General features: G+C 41.7%; 18 protein-coding genes. 3 read left to right on the top strand and 15 right to left on the bottom strand.

Annotation, left to right across the window (positions count from 1 at the left end; genetic code table 11):
* Window positions 1–108 precede the first annotated feature (108 nt).
* The 10 genes from F0226_RS04050 to F0226_RS04005 all read right to left on the bottom strand — a co-directional run bounded on the left by F0226_RS04050 (window position 109) and on the right by F0226_RS04005 (window position 12,152).
* Complete coding sequence (locus F0226_RS04050) at window positions 109–2,868, bottom strand: M16 family metallopeptidase (RefSeq protein WP_171734440.1); 2,760 nt, start codon at window positions 2,866–2,868, stop codon at window positions 109–111.
* A 179-nt stretch (window positions 2,869–3,047) separates the two neighbouring features.
* Window positions 3,048–3,899 (bottom strand): LytTR family DNA-binding domain-containing protein, encoded by an 852-nt coding sequence (locus tag F0226_RS04045; RefSeq protein WP_171734439.1) that lies wholly within the window; start codon window positions 3,897–3,899, stop codon window positions 3,048–3,050.
* Window positions 3,900–3,938: 39 nt separating this feature from the next.
* Window positions 3,939–4,979, bottom strand: a complete 1,041-nt coding sequence (locus tag F0226_RS04040; RefSeq protein ID WP_171734438.1) for a histidine kinase — start codon at window positions 4,977–4,979, stop codon at window positions 3,939–3,941.
* Window positions 4,979–6,451 carry a hypothetical protein gene (locus F0226_RS04035; RefSeq protein WP_345776503.1) on the bottom strand — a complete coding sequence of 491 codons (1,473 nt, stop codon included), beginning with the start codon at window positions 6,449–6,451 and terminating at the stop codon, window positions 4,979–4,981. The genes F0226_RS04040 and F0226_RS04035 overlap by 1 nt, the downstream gene beginning before the upstream one ends.
* A 2-nt stretch (window positions 6,452–6,453) precedes the next feature.
* The gene (locus F0226_RS04030) at window positions 6,454–7,218 is read right to left on the bottom strand and encodes an outer membrane lipoprotein-sorting protein (protein WP_171734564.1); all 765 of its coding nucleotides are present in this window, start codon (window positions 7,216–7,218) and stop codon (window positions 6,454–6,456) included.
* A 64-nt stretch (window positions 7,219–7,282) separates the two neighbouring features.
* Window positions 7,283–8,560 carry an FtsX-like permease family protein gene (locus F0226_RS04025; RefSeq protein WP_171734437.1) on the bottom strand — a complete coding sequence of 426 codons (1,278 nt, stop codon included), beginning with the start codon at window positions 8,558–8,560 and terminating at the stop codon, window positions 7,283–7,285.
* Window positions 8,557–9,258, bottom strand: a complete 702-nt coding sequence (locus tag F0226_RS04020; RefSeq protein WP_171734436.1) for an ABC transporter ATP-binding protein — start codon at window positions 9,256–9,258, stop codon at window positions 8,557–8,559. The genes F0226_RS04025 and F0226_RS04020 overlap by 4 nt, the downstream gene beginning before the upstream one ends.
* A gap of 58 nt (window positions 9,259–9,316) precedes the next feature.
* Window positions 9,317–9,958: a hypothetical protein gene (locus tag F0226_RS04015; RefSeq protein ID WP_253820763.1), complete on the bottom strand. Its 642-nt coding sequence runs from the start codon at window positions 9,956–9,958 to the stop codon at window positions 9,317–9,319.
* A gap of 403 nt (window positions 9,959–10,361) precedes the next feature.
* The gene (locus tag F0226_RS04010) at window positions 10,362–11,237 is read right to left on the bottom strand and encodes an NAD(P)-dependent oxidoreductase (RefSeq protein ID WP_171734434.1); all 876 of its coding nucleotides are present in this window, start codon (window positions 11,235–11,237) and stop codon (window positions 10,362–10,364) included.
* Window positions 11,238–11,249: 12 nt separating this feature from the next.
* Window positions 11,250–12,152: a LysR family transcriptional regulator gene (locus F0226_RS04005; protein WP_171734433.1), complete on the bottom strand. Its 903-nt coding sequence runs from the start codon at window positions 12,150–12,152 to the stop codon at window positions 11,250–11,252.
* 95 nt (window positions 12,153–12,247) lie between these two features.
* On the opposite strand from F0226_RS04005, the gene F0226_RS04000 reads away from it, so the two are divergent.
* On the top strand, window positions 12,248–12,514 hold the full coding sequence (locus tag F0226_RS04000) for a DUF2798 domain-containing protein (protein ID WP_171734432.1): 267 nt from the start codon (window positions 12,248–12,250) through the stop codon (window positions 12,512–12,514).
* Window positions 12,515–12,866: 352 nt separating this feature from the next.
* Here the strand turns inward: F0226_RS04000 and F0226_RS03995 are convergent, their stop codons facing one another.
* From F0226_RS03995 to F0226_RS03985, 3 genes are all read right to left on the bottom strand, one after another.
* Window positions 12,867–13,583: a YebC/PmpR family DNA-binding transcriptional regulator gene (locus F0226_RS03995; protein WP_171734431.1), complete on the bottom strand. Its 717-nt coding sequence runs from the start codon at window positions 13,581–13,583 to the stop codon at window positions 12,867–12,869.
* A gap of 96 nt (window positions 13,584–13,679) precedes the next feature.
* Window positions 13,680–13,889: a DUF3283 family protein gene (locus F0226_RS03990; RefSeq protein ID WP_171734430.1), complete on the bottom strand. Its 210-nt coding sequence runs from the start codon at window positions 13,887–13,889 to the stop codon at window positions 13,680–13,682.
* A gap of 140 nt (window positions 13,890–14,029) precedes the next feature.
* On the bottom strand, window positions 14,030–16,495 hold the full coding sequence (locus tag F0226_RS03985) for a response regulator (RefSeq protein WP_171734429.1): 2,466 nt from the start codon (window positions 16,493–16,495) through the stop codon (window positions 14,030–14,032).
* Between the two features lie 82 nt (window positions 16,496–16,577).
* Here F0226_RS03985 and F0226_RS03980 point away from each other — a divergent pair, with 82 nt between their 5' ends.
* Entirely contained in the window at window positions 16,578–17,333 is a 756-nt protein-coding gene (locus tag F0226_RS03980) for a transporter substrate-binding domain-containing protein (RefSeq protein WP_171734428.1), read from the top strand.
* A 128-nt stretch (window positions 17,334–17,461) separates the two neighbouring features.
* On the opposite strand, the gene ribA is transcribed toward F0226_RS03980, so the two are convergent.
* Entirely contained in the window at window positions 17,462–18,514 is a 1,053-nt protein-coding gene (ribA, locus tag F0226_RS03975) for a GTP cyclohydrolase II (RefSeq protein WP_171734427.1), read from the bottom strand.
* Between the two features lie 296 nt (window positions 18,515–18,810).
* The gene (locus F0226_RS03970) at window positions 18,811–19,005 is read right to left on the bottom strand and encodes a hypothetical protein (protein ID WP_137371798.1); all 195 of its coding nucleotides are present in this window, start codon (window positions 19,003–19,005) and stop codon (window positions 18,811–18,813) included.
* Between the two features lie 359 nt (window positions 19,006–19,364).
* Between F0226_RS03970 and F0226_RS03965 the strand changes: the two genes are divergently transcribed.
* Window positions 19,365–20,189: an ABC transporter ATP-binding protein gene (locus F0226_RS03965; protein WP_171734426.1), complete on the top strand. Its 825-nt coding sequence runs from the start codon at window positions 19,365–19,367 to the stop codon at window positions 20,187–20,189.
* Window positions 20,190–20,194: the final 5 nt, after the last annotated feature.

The following is a 20,194-nucleotide window of genomic DNA, read 5'->3' as shown; positions in this document are numbered from 1 at the left end:
CCTGTAATTCGTAGTAAATAGACCATTTACATTCTAGTAATACGAAAAAGTGAGAGCGACTTCTCGACTCTCACCTCGATTTGGATAAAGTTCATACAGAGTTATAATTTACAACTTCGGTCTCATGATATTCTTAGAAGTCCAGCCACCACTACCAAAAATGCCTTTAGCGTGCTGAGACATATCTTCAGAGGAAATGGAATATGCCATTCCTTGAATATCCATTAATGCATTCACTCCATAACCATGAATCAAATAACGTGCAATAAACCAAGCTTGTTGAGTTGGATTATCTTTCATTGGATTCAGATCCACCACCAACTGCTTTGCCGCAACCTTGGTTTCTTCTTCCGAAATACCCGTTAAGATATCGGCAATCACCTTGTCGATGGCTTCTTCAATTTGATCGGTGTTCTCTGGGGCGGTTTGCGCACCAAGGAACCAATCGTTACTTGGCGCACTATCTTGCGCTGCTGCAACCGCGTAGGGTGCATAATCTAGACTGAGTTCTTCACGCACATACGAAGTTAAACGGCGACTCAATATTCTTTGCAACATGTCATCCATAAACACATCCTTCGCTGATTGATGTGCATGTCTGTCAGACACGACTCTAAGGAAATATTGGCTACTGTCTTCTGTATTTACATTTGCCTCAACTCTCGACACTGCATCTTCTTGGTAAGCAACGGTGAAATCAGAAGTTCCAGTGCTTTCCAAAGGTAGCGAAGCAATATACTGCCGCACCAACGGCTTAATTTCTAACGGGTTAATGTCAGCCACAACCACGAGGACATTGTTTCGTTGCTTTTGGAACAGTTGATGATAAATGCTCTCCACATCTTTGGTGGTCACACTCTGCACGGCATCCGCTTCTAAAATAAAATGTCGGCTGCTGTTTTTATAACTATTCTTGTTCACCATTTGCGTAAATTCGCCCAACGGCGTTGCTAAATAAGCACTACGATTTTGAGCAAACTCTTCTTTTACCGCTTCTAATTGAGCAGCGTCGATCTTCACTCCTGTCAAAATCGCATTAAGAGCCGCAAAGCTTTCCGCGATCCCTTTTTTCTTGGTTGAAATTTCTAGACCGTGATGGGTAAAGTTAATAAATGGATAGACTTGAATATCTTGGCGTTTCAAGTGCGCATCCAGTTGAGACCCAGTAAAAGACCCAACCCCACTTCTGGTGACTGCGGGAATAGCCACTTCAACCGCTGGAAACAAACTTGGGTCTAATGCTGCTTTACCACCTTGGCTAGCATAGTAAACACCAACCTGATTCCCTGCATGGCAGCTTCGTAAATACCAAACATCTAAACCGTTACTTAAAGTCCACTTTTGCAAGCTTGGGTCTTCATGAATTTGTTTGACCGATACAATCTCACCTTGCTTTTCAGGCACGTTAAACGCATTACTTGCCGTCACTAGCAGCGGTTTTGAGCCCTTTTTCTTGAATGTAGATTTCAGACCAGAGATATCACTCAGCATTGCAGCTTTGTCCTCACTAGCATCTAACCCTAAGCCAATAAAGTAAGAGCTTGATAACAACTTATCGAGGTTGCGGTTGATCGTCTTAACATTCAAATCAGCCAAGAATACTTTCATGCTGGCTACGTAATCCAACTGAGATTGCACTTGTTGATCAATAACTAACGCAGCAGACTTACCCTCAGCGTGACCAATTCCATTCATGTTGTCCCAATTGCTATTCACGTCATTGAGATACGATGTGTACTCTTGCAATGGGGCTTTCAGCTCGTTTTCAGTTACACCGTAGTCTCGTAAAGAAGCCAACGTTGCTAAAAACTGTTGCTGGCTTTGCTCACGATATTGAGTAGGAAAAGCGACACTGGTTATTGAATAGCGCTGATTTTCTATTAAGTAACTATTAGAAAAAGCCCACTGAACCGGCAATGCTGCATCAATAAATACATCAGAGAGGCGCTGTTGAATCAGTTGTTGTGAGATTTCATCTAACCATAATTGGTGTTGTTGCTCATGGCTGGTAGTGACTCTGGCACCACGATCAATCACGATTCCGATACTTGGAGGTTCACTGCCCCCAACATAATCGACAAAATCATTATCATTGTATGTGATTTGTTTTTGCTTAATAGGGAACGGAGTCTCCCCTCTCTGCCAACTTGAAAACTTTTCTTCCACGAGTGGGATTGCTTCACTAAGCGTGATGTCGCCGGCAATAACCACTTCGACGAGTTGAGGCTGATACCAAGTTTGATAAAAGTCTTTCAGCCCTTGTGCCTCCGTCTCTGTCACGGAGGCTTTAGTGCCAAGAGGGTCATGCTTGGCATACAGGCTGTCTTGAATTAAGTGATCATAGAACTTAAAGGAAAGGGGTTTATCTTCTTTGCGTGAGTAACGGAATTCTCCAAGAATCACACCCTTTTCTTTTTCGACTTCTGTCGGTGAAATATCTAAACCATCACCCACATCGCGCAGCCAAGTGATGGCTTGCTCTAATTGGCTATTATCAGGAAGGTCGAGTTTATATAGGGTTTCTTGATAGGAAGTGTATGCATTGAGATCAGCACCAAAACTTGCGCCAGCCTGTTCGAATAAACGCACAACATCATTTTCTGAAAAGTTCTCGCTGCCATTAAAAGCCATATGCTCAACAAAATGGGCATAACCTTTCTGTTGTTCATTTTCTTGGAGCGAACCAGCATGGACAATCATCCGAACAGAAACCGGCTGTTCTTTGTCAGGATAAATATGGTACTTCAGACCATTGTCTAATTCACCAGTCACCCAATACGGGTCAGATTTTAATAAGGTTTGTGTAGGCTGAGAACTGCACCCGGCTAATGCTACGCAAAGTACAACAGCGGCATAATGTGCTTTCATGACGACCTCTTTAGGTGGTATTTCTACTACCTAATATATCCCCTCAAATATCATTACATTTCTGTCATCAAGCCTACTTTTTAGTTTTGAGGCGAAGGCTTACTATTTGTGAAACTGTTTATTTTATAAATTACAGATTTTACAGAAGGTACACCTACTAAGAGAAATTAAGATTGGAATTACATACCTTTAAAGAGGGCTTGGGAAGAACGGCTGACTGGTAGTTTTCTACCTTCGATATGAACCGACATTTGCCCAGAGAAGTCTTTTTTAACTTTTTGGATAGAGGAAACTTTTACCACGGTAGAACGGTGAATTTGCCAAAACTGGTCAGGATCAAGTTGGCTAAGTAACTCTTTTAAAGAAGTACGAATGATGAACTCTTGCAACTTACCATCTTCGTCTTTTTTAAACACCGACACATATTTGTCTTCCGATTTAAAAAACAAAACATCATCAATTGAGATTAAATGTAAGTCATCGCCAACATTCGCTTTCACCCAGTTAAGGTAATGCGGTGTTTGAGCTGGTTGTGAGAGTTGCTGTATTTGCGCCATCAAAGCCGCCAGATCTGGCGTTTGCACCGAAGAGGCTGCTGACGATTCAAGTTGAGCCCCCTCCCCTTGAGCTGAGTGTAAAGAGGCTAATCTAGATTGTAGCTTCTCGCACGTTGCACTTAAACGAGCCTCATTAATGGGCTTGAGTAAGTAATCCACAGCATTTTGTTCAAAAGCCTTCACCGCGTATTCGTCATAAGCGGTGATAAACACAATTAACGGAGGGGTAGGCAGAGATTGTAATTTTTGAGCGAGTTTCATGCCATCAATCTCTGGCATTCGAATATCTAAAAATGCGATATCAGGGGTAAGACTTTCAATCTCTTGTAATGCTTTCAACCCATTATCAACGCAAGAGACAATGTCTAATTCTGGCCACACTTCAGCTAACGTTTTATCAAGGTGTCGCCTAAGCAGCGCTTCATCATCAGCAATTATCGCAGTAACGTTATTTGGTTGATTAACCCCTTGCATGCACTTCATTCCTTTAAATTCACACTGTAAATTACTAAATTAAACAGGCAGCGACAAAGTTGCAATGACACCACCAGTACTTTGCTCTTTGATAGACATATTTGCCTTACCTTCAAACAAAGTTTCAATTCGTTGTTTTATGTTACTAAGACCCACTCCATGCCCAGTAGTATTTGAGCCAGACTCTGGGTTCAAACCCGCGCCATTATCTGACACTTCAATCACGAGGAGTGATTCTTTGCGAGTAATCTGAATGGCAACATGACCACCGACAGCCCTTGGTTCAATCCCATGCGTCAGTGAGTTTTCCACAAGCGGCTGAATCAAAAATGGTGGTAAAACTTGAGCATTTGAAATGCCTTCACTGTTGATAGAAAACGTTAACCTTTCACCTAAACGAATTTTTTGAATACCTAAATATGCGTCAATCAAAGCAAGTTCTTGTTCAATGGTAGATTGTTCATTACGACTGTTTTTTAGTGTTACTCGTAATAACTCCGTTAGCTTTTCCAGCATGAGCTTGGCTTTATCATTATCAGTTTCAATCAAGGCACTGATTGTCGCTAGCGTATTAAACAAGAAATGCGGCTCAATTTGGCTTTGTAATTGTTTCAGTTGACTTTGAACCAACGCTTTATCTTGATCAGCCTGTCTTCGTTTTGCCGTTTCTAGGGCATTTTCAGCCACCAGCTTTTGTTCTTTTGTATAAAAGTAGTAATAACAAATGGTGCAAAAAACAATGCCAAGTAACACAACAGACTTCATACCAGACTGTGAGTCATCTAAGTATTCATCTAACCAGAAACGGGCGTTGAGTGTTCCAAATAATAACGAAAATACCATAGAGGTAGCAGCTTCGAGCAACTTAGAGATATTGGGGAATAACCGAACAATCACGAATGAAGACAATATTGCGCTATAACCAAAACCAAAGCTGATCAATAAATGATTTGCGATCCCACCTTCCCAAACCGTTTGTGTGGTAAACGCAATTAATACACAAAACAAACTAGTCAGTAATACACTTTTAATCCACGGAAAGTGCTTAGGTTTGATTCGTTGAGAAATGTTAAATGCCATTAGAATCGTCCTTTGATATTTAAAATGAATATATGGCTATCTGGTAGGTTGGCGTAAGCAGAATCACTTTTACCAGCTAAAAAGCGTGCAGCAAGTTCCAAATCAACCGAAGATGAACCACTATCGACCATTTGATAGTTAAGCCACTGAGTCACTATAAAGCCCCCATCTTCAGGAGAAATCAGTACATCTAAGGTTGGAGTCACATTGCTTAGCCATCCCCACGAATCATCTTGAGGTGTTTCATTCATGCCATCTGAAAAAATATGCGCCCATGCAGTTGAGTCTAATGTCCAATGAAACATGAGGTTATGCTGAACGATATTGGCGTGCTGATAACCCTGAGCATAGGAACCAGCCAGTGTGGCGGTTGCTGGGTTACTTTTTAATAGCGTTGCACTGTTGATTGCTTCTTTCCATTCAGAGCCACTCCATGCTCGGCTATCAAACCAGTATTCAAGAATAATACTATTGCCAATTTCATTCGCCCACGTTAAACCAACAAGCGCTTGATAAGCTTCCCCTTGCTCGGATAATTTTACAGGCTGCAAGTTATTTGGTTGTGTATTGGGCTGCTGGTAGCCAAGGCTGTGGCGCTGATACACCGCTGAACCATGAAACTCCCAAGCAAGATCAAGCACAGAGACCACACTTGCCCCAAGTAAGCCATGCCTAACGTCATCATAATAAGCGAGCCATTGGTATTCATGCTCTCCCACTAAACCATAACGGCGTATACCAAACCCTTGCTGTTCACTTTGTTGCTCTAATTCATTGGTGTATTGCGAATCACTATCATGAGAAGTCCAAGAGGAATCACTATAAATGAGCGTCCATTCCCCTAGCCCATCAAACGAAGAAAGAGAGAACACGCCAGCCCCTTCTTCTGCGACTATTCCGACAGGGTTTCGGCGGTAAGGTTTAATAACGTCAAGTGGGCGATAGCCATACCCAACTCCCCAATCTAAACGAACTTTCCCTAAGGTTACATCGAGATAATGATCACCAAGCCAGTCACTCGATAAATCCCATTCACCTTGCCAAAATAGCTCTCGAATAATGAATTCAGCTTCAAAGTCAGTGTCCGACGAACCGTAATTGGAATTGCTATCAACGGAAGTAAAATGGGAGCTATGACTGTATAAATCGTTGCCTTTGATCGCAAATAGACCCAGCCAGTTTTCGTAACCTACTTCTAAATCAAGCAGCGCATTAACCGATTGATAGCTGTGATCGCTTTGTAAGCTAAAAGGCGTTTCTCTGGATTGGGTGGTGTCTGCACTGATTTGCCAATCCCATGCAAACGACCAAGCTTGCTCTTGATAAGCACGATCTAACTCCGCACTTTCAGATGAAGACAACTCAGCGTGAGCATTTCCCCCCGCACATAGCAAACCCATCGCGACCAACATCTTCAATAAAGAAGGGACTTTCAAATTAGCGAATGGATGAGTAAACGAGTTCATGAACATAATTAAAGCCCTGAAACACTATTACGAGATAAATAGGCTGGGTTATAGAACTTATCCTCTAGCTTTTGTTCTGAAATTTCGAGGTACTCAATAACCGTCTTTTTATTGGGTTGAATCTTATCAAGTAGCGTCATCGCAACGACGCTCGGCAGTTCATTACGCACCCCTTCTTCAAACCATGCTTGCTTAGCTATTTTTCCTGAACGTAAGTACAGATCAGCCTTAATTGGAAAGGCTCGGTCAACGCTCACCCATAAATCGATGGTTTGGTAACTTGCCCCTTTGGTTTTCGATACCAACTTCAACTGATGCGCTTGTATGCTTTCACCTGAAGGTAAAGTTAGGCTTTGCTGCTGCACCCAAGAGCCTTGGTAATCTTCACTCCACGTTAAAGTTGAGATATCCCCTACCGACGCTTCACCTAAAAGTTTTTGCATTGGCGTAATACGAATAGGACGACGACTTTTCGGCATCAATAGCCAGTAGTTATCTTCTATCATGAGCATTTTTTGCCCCGCCTCTACCGCCGATTTAAACACAACTAATGATTCTCGATTTGGGCGCGTATAAACATTGTATTGACGTGTTTTGTCCAATTGCCCGCTTTCGTATAAGTTGACTAAGGAAATTACCTTTGAAGCCGCTTCTGAGTTGAGTCGGTAGCGATCTGCTTTTGCGATCATCTCGGTTACCGCTCTGTCGTTTACAGCTATGTCGTTTACAAATTGGCTATCTAAGCTTTGTGATGCATTCGCGATGTTACCCATGAACAAAAACACTATAAAAAAGCTGTTAATCAGGAAACGTTGAGAGCGTCTTATCTCTTTGAAGTTATACATACACTAGTGCCTCGGTAATGGGTTTATTCACGCCTTTTCTTGCAGAAAAGTAAGCCGCTGCTAAGCAAATCAACATCACACATAGTGTTGCGGCAGCAACTAGCTCAAAGGAGAAGTAGATATTCAGTGGGTAACCTTCCGATCTACCCGGTGGTGGTGGCATTTGAATATCAACCACCAGCAATAATAAGCTGATGAATGCACTGGCTATCGCGCCAACAGCGCTGCCTATCAATGCCAATAGTCCTGCTTCTCTTAAGAAACCAGAAACAATTTCCGATGGGTAACTACCAAGGGCGGCTAAGGTTCCAATTTCACGAGTGCGCTCGGTCACCGACATGGTCATGGTGTTGAACAAAGAGACAAAAACAACCAATGCCATCACAGCGCCCATGATCCCGAAAATACGGTCATAGAGATCTTTCACTTTGGTATAGAAAAATGCTCGATCTTGCCAAGGAGTGATCTCGATCTTTTGTGAGCTAAGATCTTGCGATAAAGAAGGCTTAGACAATTTACTTTCTAAGCGGGTTTGTACGGAATCGGTCAAAGCCGTTTCAAATAGGAAGACTGATAAGGTGCTGACTTTTTCTGATGCTAGAAGTTCTTGAGCGCTGGTAACGTGAACATACAGCTGACGTTTATCTAAATCTGGAACACCGGTTGAGTAGATCCCTTGTACTTTGAAATCGAAAGCGTTCAACGCGCCGTCACTGGTCGTAGCCAATAAAGTAACCCAATCACCGACCTCAACTTTAAGGTTACGAGCTAAATCAATACCCAGCATCACTTGCGGCTCTTGAGAATCATATCTAGGTGAATTCACATCCGATAGCGTGCTGCCGCTGCGAACGTCTAAGAACGGTCCTTTCATATCAAATTCACGTTCATTCACGCCCGTACCCATGAAGATATTCGTCTTAGTTCCGTTAGACACTAAGCCACTGAAATACACCCTAGGTTGCACACCACGTACATCTGTATCACCAATGATGTTTTGAATTAACGCTTGAGCATTATCTAAACCATTACTCAGCGGCATCTCCTCATCTTGCTCAAAATATCCAGGTACGCTCAAAGTTAAATGACCGGTATCACGAGCTGTGGATTCACGTAAAGACTCGTAGGTGTATAAGCCGTACCCACCAGCACTGGTTAACGCAAAAACAGCAATTGCGATAATTAAAACCGACAATAAACTTCGGCGACCATTACGCAGTAAATTCAACCAAGCTAAGCGTATAGGAGCCCAAACAGTTAATGCTTTCATAACACCGCCTCCAACTTAGTTGAGTGATGCAATTGTTCACCTAGAAGTTGACCATCCAATAATTCAATCACTCGGTCACAGCGCTCGGCCATTCGAGAGTCATGTGTCGCAACCACAAAGGTTGTCCCCATCTCATGGCCGAGTTCTTTCATAATATCAATCACGATGTTGGCTGTATGGCTGTCTAAACTTGCTGTAGGTTCATCAGCAATAACTAATGTAGGTTTATGGATCAAAGCTCTCGCAATCGCCACTCGTTGCTGTTGCCCACCAGACAAATTATCTGGTCGATGATGAATAAAATCACCTAATCCAACACGCTCTAGCATGTCGATTGACATAGATTCCTGCTGCGCTTTATCCAGACCATTTAGCATTAATGGATAAGCGACATTTTCTAGTGCCGTCATCACTGGGACTAAGCTGAATTTTTGAAATACAAAGCCCAGTTGCTGACGACGGAAGGTTGCAGCCGCAATTCGTTCTTTCGGATAGGGTTTATTATCCAAAGTGATTGCCCCTTGATAGTCCATATCCAGTAGGCCTAAAATGTTAAGCAAAGTACTTTTTCCTGAACCAGAAGGACCGCACAAGGCAACCATTTCGCCCTTTTGGATAACCCCACCCACACCTTGCAGCGCAGCCACAGTTTGAGTCCCTAGTTGGTAACTTTTCTTAATTTGATTGAATTGAATCATGCCGCTTCCCTCTCGTTCTTTGCTCTTTGCTCTGTATTTAGTATTGGGTATTAGATGTTTAGCTTTCTGAGCCTGCTTTTTCGACTAACGCTTTTGCGGTCATGGTTTCAATATTTGAACCATCTTGAGTTTCCATTTCAGCTAACCACGTTTTTGCTTGATTCATATCTTCAGCTCGAATCGCAGCTTCAATCGCATAACGGTAAACCCATGAAGTAGCAGCAAAGTGTTGTGCACGGAAGTTATCTTCAGCTAATAAAGCGATGAACAAGTCATAGCCTCGCTCGAAGTGGTTAAACATATCGGGTAGAGAAGAGTAAGTAACCGCTGCCATAGCGCGAGTCAGGTAAGCCTCTGGTAACCCTTGAATTCTCTCTTGTTCATGGATTGGCGTTTCAAAATCACTCAACAAGTGCAAAGACTTATCAATGGTCGCTAGCCCCTTTTCTACGAACTTCATTTTGTTCCAAGGTAGAAAAGCATCTCGCCCCATTAAGGTTTCAGTACTACCTAGGTAAACCAAGGTAAGAGGCGTCGCCCCTTCTTTTTCTAAAGTTGCATTCAATTGCTCATATGCCACTTCAACCAAATCTTCATCACCTTGAGCAGCTTGGTTGTAAATAGAAAGCGTTTCATTATTGGGATTGGCATTCACCGTAAATGGCGCGGAAAAAAGTAAAGATGCAGCTAAACCTAGCATTGGTACTTTAAGCGCAGAGCTGAAGGTTGTTTTGATCTGCTTAAAACAAGCAGTAGAAGAGAAGGTAGTGACATGAGTATTCGAAGTTAGATGTGTCATAGCGGCGATTTCCTTTCATAAATTGATGATGAAAGATTAACCGTAAATTGTCATGACGAAAGTTGAATGCGACGAAAGGTATTTAATGGGCGTGAATGGGAATTAAGTGGAGTAAACGGTATTGATACCGCTTGAATGGATAGGAAAGGGAAATAAGCCGAAGTTTGAAACGACAATGCCCCATTATGCCGAGGTAAACCAAACAAACACAGAAAACGAGGAAAACAATGGCTGCAAAACAGGCAGCCATTTTGATTAAAAACTAGCGATTAAGAAGCCAACGATAAAGTACGCTAACCACACTCTAGATTTTAGACTCTGCCGCAACGGCTTTCATCAATACCGAAGTATCCATTCGGCCTTCACCAGAGTCAGATAACGCTTTATACGCTGCCATAGACTTCTCAGTAAGCGGTAAACGCACACCTTGACGTTCAGCTTCATCTAAGCAGAAACCTAGGTCTTTAATCATCCAATCAATGGCAAAGCCAAAATCGAACTTATCTTGAGCCATGGTCACAGCACGGTTTTCCATCTGCCACGAGCCTGCGGCACCATTTTTAAGGCAATCAACCAATGTTGGAATATCAAGTCCTGACTTTTCAGCCAAAATCAAACCTTCAGACAAACCATTCAACACGCCTGCAATACAAATTTGGTTAACCATTTTTGCACGTTGACCTTGGCCGACATTACCCATAAGCACTGAAGATTTGCCATACGCTTCGAAGATAGGTTGCAGTTCATTAAATAATACCTCGTCACCACCGCACATGATCGTTAAAACGCCATTATCAGCCCCGGCTTGCCCGCCCGAAACTGGCGCGTCCATAAAGCGAACACCCACTTCTTTGGCTGCTTTATCTAGCTCTTCAGACAATAAAGCTGACGTAGTCGTATGATCAACAAGAATCGCACCTGATTTCATTGCTGCTAACGCACCCGTTTCGCTGGTGGTCATACTGCGAACGTCATCATCATTACCCACGCAAACTAAAACCACATCAGCGTCTGCAACACAATCCGCCACCGTTTCAGCAGCTTGGCCTTGATACTGCTCAGCCCAAGATAATGCTTTAGCATAAGTTCGATTAAACACAGTAACGTCAAAGCCCGCATTTTTCAGGTGCCCTGCCATAGGGAAACCCATTACTCCGAGTCCGATAAAACTTACTTTCATTCCTTTCTCCTTTTATTTGACGGGCGCTAAATGGTGAAATGATCGAACACCTTCAATCAAAGCATCAATGAGCAACGTCAGTGCCTTTGGCTGGTATTTTCTTTCTTTGTACACTAAATAAGCTTGGCGATCACTACGATGATATTCAGGTAGCAATTGAATAAGATTCATCTCAGGCAATACATGGCGAAACGGAAGTGAAGCAATGCCAATTCCTTTTTCAACAGCAGCGGCGACCGCTCGAATATCATTCACAATCAACTTAGGTTTGATTTTAACAACGTGCTTTAGGCTCTCACCATGATACACAGGCACCTGTAACTGCTGATCAACACAAACCCAATCATGGTTTTCTAAATCAGAGGGGGCATTTATGTCTGAATGCGAGCTTATATATTCAGGGCTAGCAAAGAAGCCATGTCGCGCCTTAAATAGTGGTCTGGCAATCATACCGTCCAAAGCTGATATATCAAATGTCATCAATAAATCACGGTCTGTTTGAGGGGCGATCTGCTCTTGGCTTAAAACCAAATCAAGCTGAACTTTAGGATATTGAGTAAGGAAGGTTTCAATCGTCTTACTCAAAAATCCAGTATAGAAGTTATGGGGAGCCGCGAGTTTTATAGTGCCTTGAACAACGGTTTTCTCTTGCAACAAACCTTCAAATGCCGATTGAATAGATTCCATCCCGCTGCTGAAGGCTGCAAATGCCAACTCCCCGTCAGCTGTCGCCACCAGCTCACGCCCTTGCTTCTCAAGCAACCGAACATTAAGCCGATCCTCCAATGCAGTGAGTCGACGTGACATGGTTGATACAGGGAGCTGTAAACGTTTAGAAGCCGACAGCAAAGAGCCTTCTTCTACAACGGTACAAAACAAAAATAGATCATCCACGTTTCCATATATGGAATTCATACTTCTATATCTGCCTATTATTCTCAATATTGATTAACGGTAAGCTTACCTGATTGAAACAACAGATACGAATATAAACAATTAAGTGAGATTTTATGAGCAGAAAACAATTTTGGCTAATAACACTAATGTCTTCTTTCACCATGGCATCCATGATGTCTGGCATTATTTCAGGCTACAAGATGGGTTTTAGTGCAGACTGGCCACCAGTTTGGTTACAAAGCTTTCTATTAGCGTGGCCATTTGCCCTATTATTGAATTTAACGGTACTGCCACAAATAAGGAAGTTAGCTGAGTGGTTATGCAAACCAAAATCTCCAGCACACACTGATACCAACAAAGTTACTTCAGTAAGCAAATAGTTAAGCGGGCAAGCAACGGATCACTAGTAACGTATAGTTGGTAGTTGGTTATGTTGGTAAAGAAGTTGGTAATTGGTAATTGGTAATTGGTAATTGGTAATTGGTAAATCAATGATATTGATGACTATAAAGAAAGTGAAAATGAAAGTTAAAATGTAGATTTAAAATTGGGTGGGACATATAGAAAGCGGAAGTATGATCAAGGTTGTTTTGTGGTTTAAGTACAAAGAGACGTTTACGTATAAAAAAACCGAGCACTAGGCTCGGTTTTTATTCAACTCTTCAATTCACAATTTTTAAGCTTAGATCAGTGTTAGCCGATAAGAGAAAATTGCGATTGATGCAGTATCTATTACTGCTCAGCGTTATGGTAAACCTGCTGAACATCATCACAGTCGTCTAGCATATCTAGGAACTTCTGGAACTTCTCAGCGTCTGCTTCTGGGATTTCAACGTGATTTTGAGGTACGAACGTGATCTCTTCAACATCCAGAGTTAGCTCTGGGAACGCAGTATTTAGCGCAGTCTTAGTTTTGAAGAATTCAGTCGTTGGAGCGAATACAGTGATCACACCGTCTTCTAGCTCAACGTCAGTCACATCAACGTCGTCCATCATTAGCGTTTCTAGAATGATTTCATCATCTTCGCCAGCGAACTGGAATACAGCTTGGTGAGCGAACATGTGAGAAACCGTACCTTCAACACCGATTTTCGCGCCAGTTTTTACGAAACATTGGCGAACATCTTGGAATGTACGGTTGCCGTTGTCTGTTAGACAATCAACGATTACGCTTGTACCACCTGGGCCAAAACCTTCGTAACGAGCAGGTTGGAAGTCTTCACCGCCGCCGCCGTTTGCTTTATCGATCGCTTTGTCGATAACGTGTGCTGGTACTTGGTCTTTCTTCGCTTTAGCAATAAGGTGCTTAAGAGGTAGGTTCATGTCTGGGTCAGAACTGCCGTTCTTAGCCAGTACGTAAATCTCTTTACCGTATTTAGAATAAACTTTAATTTTTGCGCCTGCAGTTTTCGCCATAGAGGCTTTGCGCACTTCAAAACTTCTTCCCATCGGGATGTTCTCTCTAATTCAATTAACGGGGCAAATTCTAGCAAAAAGCTGTGTCATTTCAATTCAACAGCCTTGCTGAGTAACAGAAAGCCACAATTATGCGACACCCATTACTCGTTTGTATTTATCTACAGACTGCTCAAACCAAATCTTTTCTTGTGGATCCTCTAATTTCATAGATTGCTCTACAAGGGCTTCAGGACCACATTTGGCTTGCTTCAATTTCCATACAAGGAAAGAAGCTTGCTTATCCAGCTCGATTTTATTTTTCTCATCGGGCGGAAGTAATGAAAGGTTGATAGACATGTGCAGCCTTAGTCAGTAATACACTTGGTCGGGAAATATAGCACATTGCCACCCAGTAAAACCAACATATTGAGCACAATCTCAGGGCTTAACCCTTAATGCTAGGGGCTGAATCAAAGTTATTTCTTAATTTTGATTCTTTAACGAATCTTATGTGTATTTTTTCCCACCGGAATAACTAAATCCGGTATATAACGGACAACCACCTCTTTCAATGCGTGGTGGTTCACGGGTTTAGATAGAAACTCATCCATTCCCACATCAAAACATAAGTGCTTATCTTCCATCACAACATTGGCGGTTAAAGCTGCAATAGGAGTCGGTTTACGTCCACTTGATGACTCAAGTTGACGAATCTGTTTAGTTGCTTCAAAGCCATCAAGCACAGGCATTTGGCAGTCCATAAAGATCATTTGATAATCATACAATTTATACATATCAACGCCAATTTTACCATTTTCAGCAATATCGACATGTAACCCTAGCTTGGTCAACATCATTTTTGCTACTTGCTGGTTGACTAATGAGTCTTCAACCACAAGCACTTTATACGCTTCGGCTTGCTCTAAAGACTCTGAATTCAAGTTAGTATCTGTGTTCTTAGCAACTTCATGAGCCGGTTCTTGCCTTTTCATTTGAGTAGGTACATCTGCGCTAGGTTTTGAAGTTCTAGACATCTCAGGTTTTGGAATCTCAGCCCTTGATGTATCAAATATATTCATTCTATCTTGGGTATGAGAAGGCGAGACATGCTCCTGCGAATATTGAACTTCAATATTTTCTGATAGTGCCTTTCGGATGAGCCACTTAAGTTGGTTGTCTTGGTATGGTCGAGCCAAATAAGCCACAAAGCCAACTCGTTTTGCCAATTCTTCATCACGGGTCTCTGGGCAGGCAGACACCATCACTAAGCGTGGGCATTGCGATTGGAATCGATTAATTAAGGCTTTGGCCAGTTCAAACCCATCCATTCCTGGCATGACTTTATCGATTAAAACAAGATCATAGTGTTTGTTATCTATGATGGACTGCTGAACCAAGTCAACCGCCACTTTTGCATGCTCACAGCACATAGAACTGGCACCAAATGATTGCAATTGCGAGGACGTAATACGCATATTGAATTGGCTGTCATCCACCAGCAATACCGATAGTGATTCAAAATCGACGTTTCGTTTACCTAAAACATCACTCGAGTCAAAATCAATAGTGAAGTAAAAGGTACTTCCTCTGTCTTCTTCACTGACGACTTTTAGTTCTCCCCCCATTAACGCGACGATTTTCTGGCAAATCGCGAGCCCAAGACCAGTTCCGCCATAATTACGAGTCGTACTGCCATCAGCTTGCTGGAATTTATCAAATACGGACCGAATCTTATCTGGCGCAATACCAATTCCGCTGTCTATTACTTCAAAACGAATGCTCACTCTGCCCATATCTACAGGCTCTTTATCCAACTGCATGTGGAGGTGAACGTAACCACTTTCCGTAAATTTAATGGCATTGCCGACTAGATTATTAAGTACTTGTCTTAGTTGAGTTCCATCACCACTCACCATACAAGGAATGCGGTGATCGATAGTCAACTTAAACAGCAAACCTTCTTGTTCAGCTTTAACTCTAAAAGTGGATTCAACGTCAGCAACAATATCGGCAAGTTTTAAAGGCTCATATTGCAACTCTAACCGCCCCGCTTCAATTTTGGAGAAATCGAGAATGTCGTTGATTAAGTCAAGTAGAGTGAGTGAAGAAGTGTTGAGCATCTCGATATATTCTTTCTGCTCTTCGGGCATATCCATATCCGAAAGCAGTGAAGATAACCCTATAATTCCATTCATTGGAGTACGAATTTCATGGCTCATATTGGCTAAAAATTCACTCTTATTTCGGTTGGCATTCTCTGCCACTTCACGGGCTTTTTCTAACTGTTCATAATGCTTACGCACTTCTTCTATCGATTGATTGTAGTTGTTTTCTAAAACGGTAATTTCATCATCATAATGAGATTTAGAAGGTTTCAATAATGCAGGCTTATTACCTTCTTCAAAATGGCGAATTTCAGAGGACATGGTCATCAAGCGTTTTACGACTAAGTGATAAACCACGGACAGGCAAACAATAGAAAGTAGGAAAATTTTAATGGCTTCAAACAATAATAAAAGGCCAATTCGCTGACCGAAGTCTTGCAGAATCATACTCAAGTCCGACTCGACAGTAAGCGTCGCAAGGTAATACTCTTTTCCGCCCATCTCATAAACCATATCCCATGATTGAGAGTGCGACTGTTCCGCAGGCGAAGTACCAAGATCAACTAAAGTTTCATTCTTGTCTTGGATAAATACATGGCTCACGACAGGCAAACGAAAAATCCCTTCGGCTTGAACCAAAAGCTGATCACGATCTTCCACCCATAAACTGGAACTTAATCCTGATAGGTAACCCGCTTCGACTTGTTCAATTTGAGAGCTGATGTACGAAACTCGGTTTTGGTATTCAACATACAAGCTTAAAGCTGTCACTATTACGGTAAACAAGGTACTGATAACAATGATGACTCCCAGTAACTGGCGAGATAATCCTACATAGCGTCTATCCATTTTCACCATACTTTAGTACCTATTTTTATCTCAAACATCATATATTCAACTAGTATTATAGTAGTAAATCAATAACTACTCAGGGAAGGTTATGCACAAATCCATTATGATCACTTCATTAGTCAGTTTACTTTCAAGCTACTCTCTGATGGCTTCCGAATCCGTTCACTATTACGTGATAGCAAACCAGGCTCAACCTTTTCAAATAGAAACTAATGGTAGTGACCACAGCGGAATGGTGACTGATATTGTTCAAGCGGTCTTTCAAGGCTCACAATATGAATTAGAATTCCACACCTACCCTTTTAACAGAATGATCACATTATTAGAATCTCAGCAACAAAATAACTGGATCACTTATGGTAGCCCTACATGGGGAAATATTCAGTCGCGTAACTTATCTGACATCCCAATTTACAATGTAAAACACACATTATTGAGCAGCCAATCTAAACCTTTTAATTTTGAAAATATGGATGATCTAGAAAACAAAGCCGTTGTGCTGTTGTTAGGGTTTGAGTACCCAAACCTCGACCCTTATTTTCAGGAAGGGCAAATAGAAGAATTAAGAGTTAAGGACTACACAGCCGCTTTCCGAGTGCTTAAACGTATTCCGGGCGATACTGTATTCGTTGAAATGGAATCTCGTGTTAAATATAACTTAGCGAAGCAAAACTTAGATCAAAGTACTTTCCAACTTCAAAATTTTGATTCTGTCATTCCTAACTACCCCATACACCTTGCTTTTGATCCTCAAATGGACCCTGAGATACAAAGCTTTATTAACCAGCGACTCGTTACCCTCAAAGCAAATGGTCAATTGGATAAGATCGTTCAACAGTACTGATAAATGCCATGCCATAAGTGTCTCGTTTACTATCAAAGAAAACAAAAAAGCCCCAATTCCGGTTGGGGCTTCATTTTATTTTCTATATAGGCTGTTAAATAACGAATAACTAGCGGACTTTTAAATAACTAACGCACAAAGCTCTCATCGAACATATGCCCTAGTTTTTCAGCTTTTGTTTTCAAATAGTGGTTATTGTGTGGGTTATTCCCTTCTTGAATGGCAACACGCTCTGCCACGTTTATGCCTGATTTTTCCATAGCTTTTACTTTTCGAGGGTTGTTTGTCATAAGCCGTACAGAGTTAATATCCAAGAAGCTCAACATACCTCTGCAAAAAGAATAATCTCTCATGTCAGCCTCAAAACCCAGTCTTTCATTTGCTTCTACTGTATCAGCCCCATCATCTTGTAGGTGATAAGCTCTTATCTTGTTTATGAGCCCTATCCCACGCCCCTCTTGCCTTAAATAGAGCAAGACTCCACTCCCTGCCTCCACTATATTTTCCATCGCTCTAGAGAGCTGAAAGCCGCAGTCACAACGGGCACTAAATAAGGCATCGCCAGTTAAACATTCAGAATGAAGACGAATAAGCGGTGAAGCTTGTTCAGATAAGTCACCATAAACTAATGCCAAGTGCTCTTTTCCCGTAGCCCGCTCAACAAAACCATACATTTGGAATGTTCCCCATTGGGTTGGGAGCTTGGCTTTATCGACAAAATCCACATGATTAAATGGTTCGGTTTGTTGGAGGTTCTGACGAATATCCATAAGAATATGACCCAGTTTATTTTGACCCGAGCCATCTCCTCCATCTCCCCAAAAGGAATCAATATGCGAATGTTCTTTAATAATCGAATCGCCAGTACTGGCAAGTAAATGTGAAAAGTATCGGTTTTGTTTAAACTTTTCGGTGACAATGAAACGCATTACGTCCACTTTTATTTCATCCCACTCGCTACGAACTTGATCCTCATATTGACGACTTAAGATAAACGCGTCTTCAGGGGAAGCGGCGTAAAAAATTTTTTGCCTAAGCTCTGAAGAAGTAAACTTCATTGCCTGATAATAATGTTCACTCGTTGCCCAAACTTGATCATTCACTTCAATAGGAGAACTGGCGAAATTGGAAAGGTAACCGTTGCTGTCTTCTGGTTCATAGAAAAGCACATCACTTGACATAACTGACTCCTAGCACAACAAATAGTGTAAAACCTATGCAGTAGGTTTTATAATTATAGTTTTCATTTTAAAGCTAGTGTGGGTAACGTTAGGTGTCAAATTGGGCGGGGACAAGGGGCTATAGTTCTGAATAAGAACATTACATTTAGAATGTTATGGCTGGTGGAATTGGCTTTTCCAAGATTTATCAATTAACCATTTGATAAATAATAAAAAGGGCGGCTTCCTGCCCCCCTGTCAAATAAACCAATTTACAACTTAAAGCTTAGTTAGATTAAAGCTAAGAAATTTTAAGCTTAATGAATCAAACCTAACTCTCGTGCTTCTTCAAGGCTCAATCCACTTTCACGGATTTCTCTGAGCGCTTCAATACGGCGACGAGCTTCTGCTGACTTCACCTGTTTTTCTGGTTTTAGGGATATCTGTTCATCCGCATCCCATTTGTTTGTTATGTTTGTCATTTCATCATGGTTGATAGAATTAATGGACATATTTTCCTCCGAAAGCACCATGTAATGGACAAGTAATCTGTAGCAAATGTGCATTCGCTTGTTAAGAAAATCTGTACTGAAATGTGATGATTTCGACTGTTCGTAAAGCGAAATAATAATTTCATCAATTATGCTTTGCCAAAGCCATTTTCTAGAATTACAGTTAAAAGATTCCCCGTCGAAAAAGTCATTTGATCCAACTCTCATTTCTCAAGTCATCCTTTCTGTCTCTATTTGAAAATTCCTTACATTCTCTAAAAATATTTACGAGTCAGTTCAACCTTTTTTAGTCACCTACTTCTCTTTAAAGTCACAAAAAGATAATGATAATAATTATCATTACATTAAGAGTAACTTCAATGACTGCAGAACTCACTCCTCCTCCACTTCTCGATGTGAAGAACCTTTGTGTCGACTACATCACCGATGATGGCGATTTTAACGCCGTTAAATCAGTAAGCTTTTCCATTGCACCAGGTGAAATATTCGGGCTTGCCGGCGAATCAGGCTGTGGGAAAAGTACCATTGCTTTTGCCATCAACCGATTACACAAGCCACCAGCGTTTATTTCTGGTGGGGAGATCATCTTTAACGGCTGCGATCTGCTGAAACTCTCCGATTCCTCGCTCAATACTTTGCGCTGGAGTGAAATTGCCATGGTATTCCAAAGTGCGATGAACTCTCTCAACCCTGTTCTTCCAATTCAAGAGCAGTTTGCTGATGTATTACGCCACCACCAAGGCATGAGTGATGAACAGGCAAAAGATCGCGCAGAAAAGCTGTTAGATCTCGTCAATATCCCTCGACACCGCTTAACTGAATATCCACATCAATTTTCAGGGGGCATGCGTCAAAGGTTAGTCATTGCTATCGCTTTATCGCTCAATCCGAAGTTGATCATCATGGATGAACCCACTACTGCGCTTGATGTAGTAGTACAACGTGAAATATTGCAACAAATCTATCAACTGCGTGAAGAGTTTGGCTTCTCAGTATTATTCATCACTCACGATTTGGCATTAATGAGCCAATTGTGCGATCGCATTGCCATCATGCGCTACGGAGAAATCGTAGAAGTAAACCAATCTCATGAGATCCGAAATAACCCGCAGCATGCCTATACACAAAAGCTGTGGAGTTCATTCCCTAATATTCACGAAACCAAACAAGCAATCGCTAGCTAGGAGCT

The sequence above is a fragment of the Vibrio sp. 99-70-13A1 genome, assembly GCF_013114625.1.
GTDB lineage: Bacteria > Pseudomonadota > Gammaproteobacteria > Enterobacterales > Vibrionaceae > Vibrio.
This window is presented reverse-complemented; position numbering and strand designations above follow the sequence as displayed.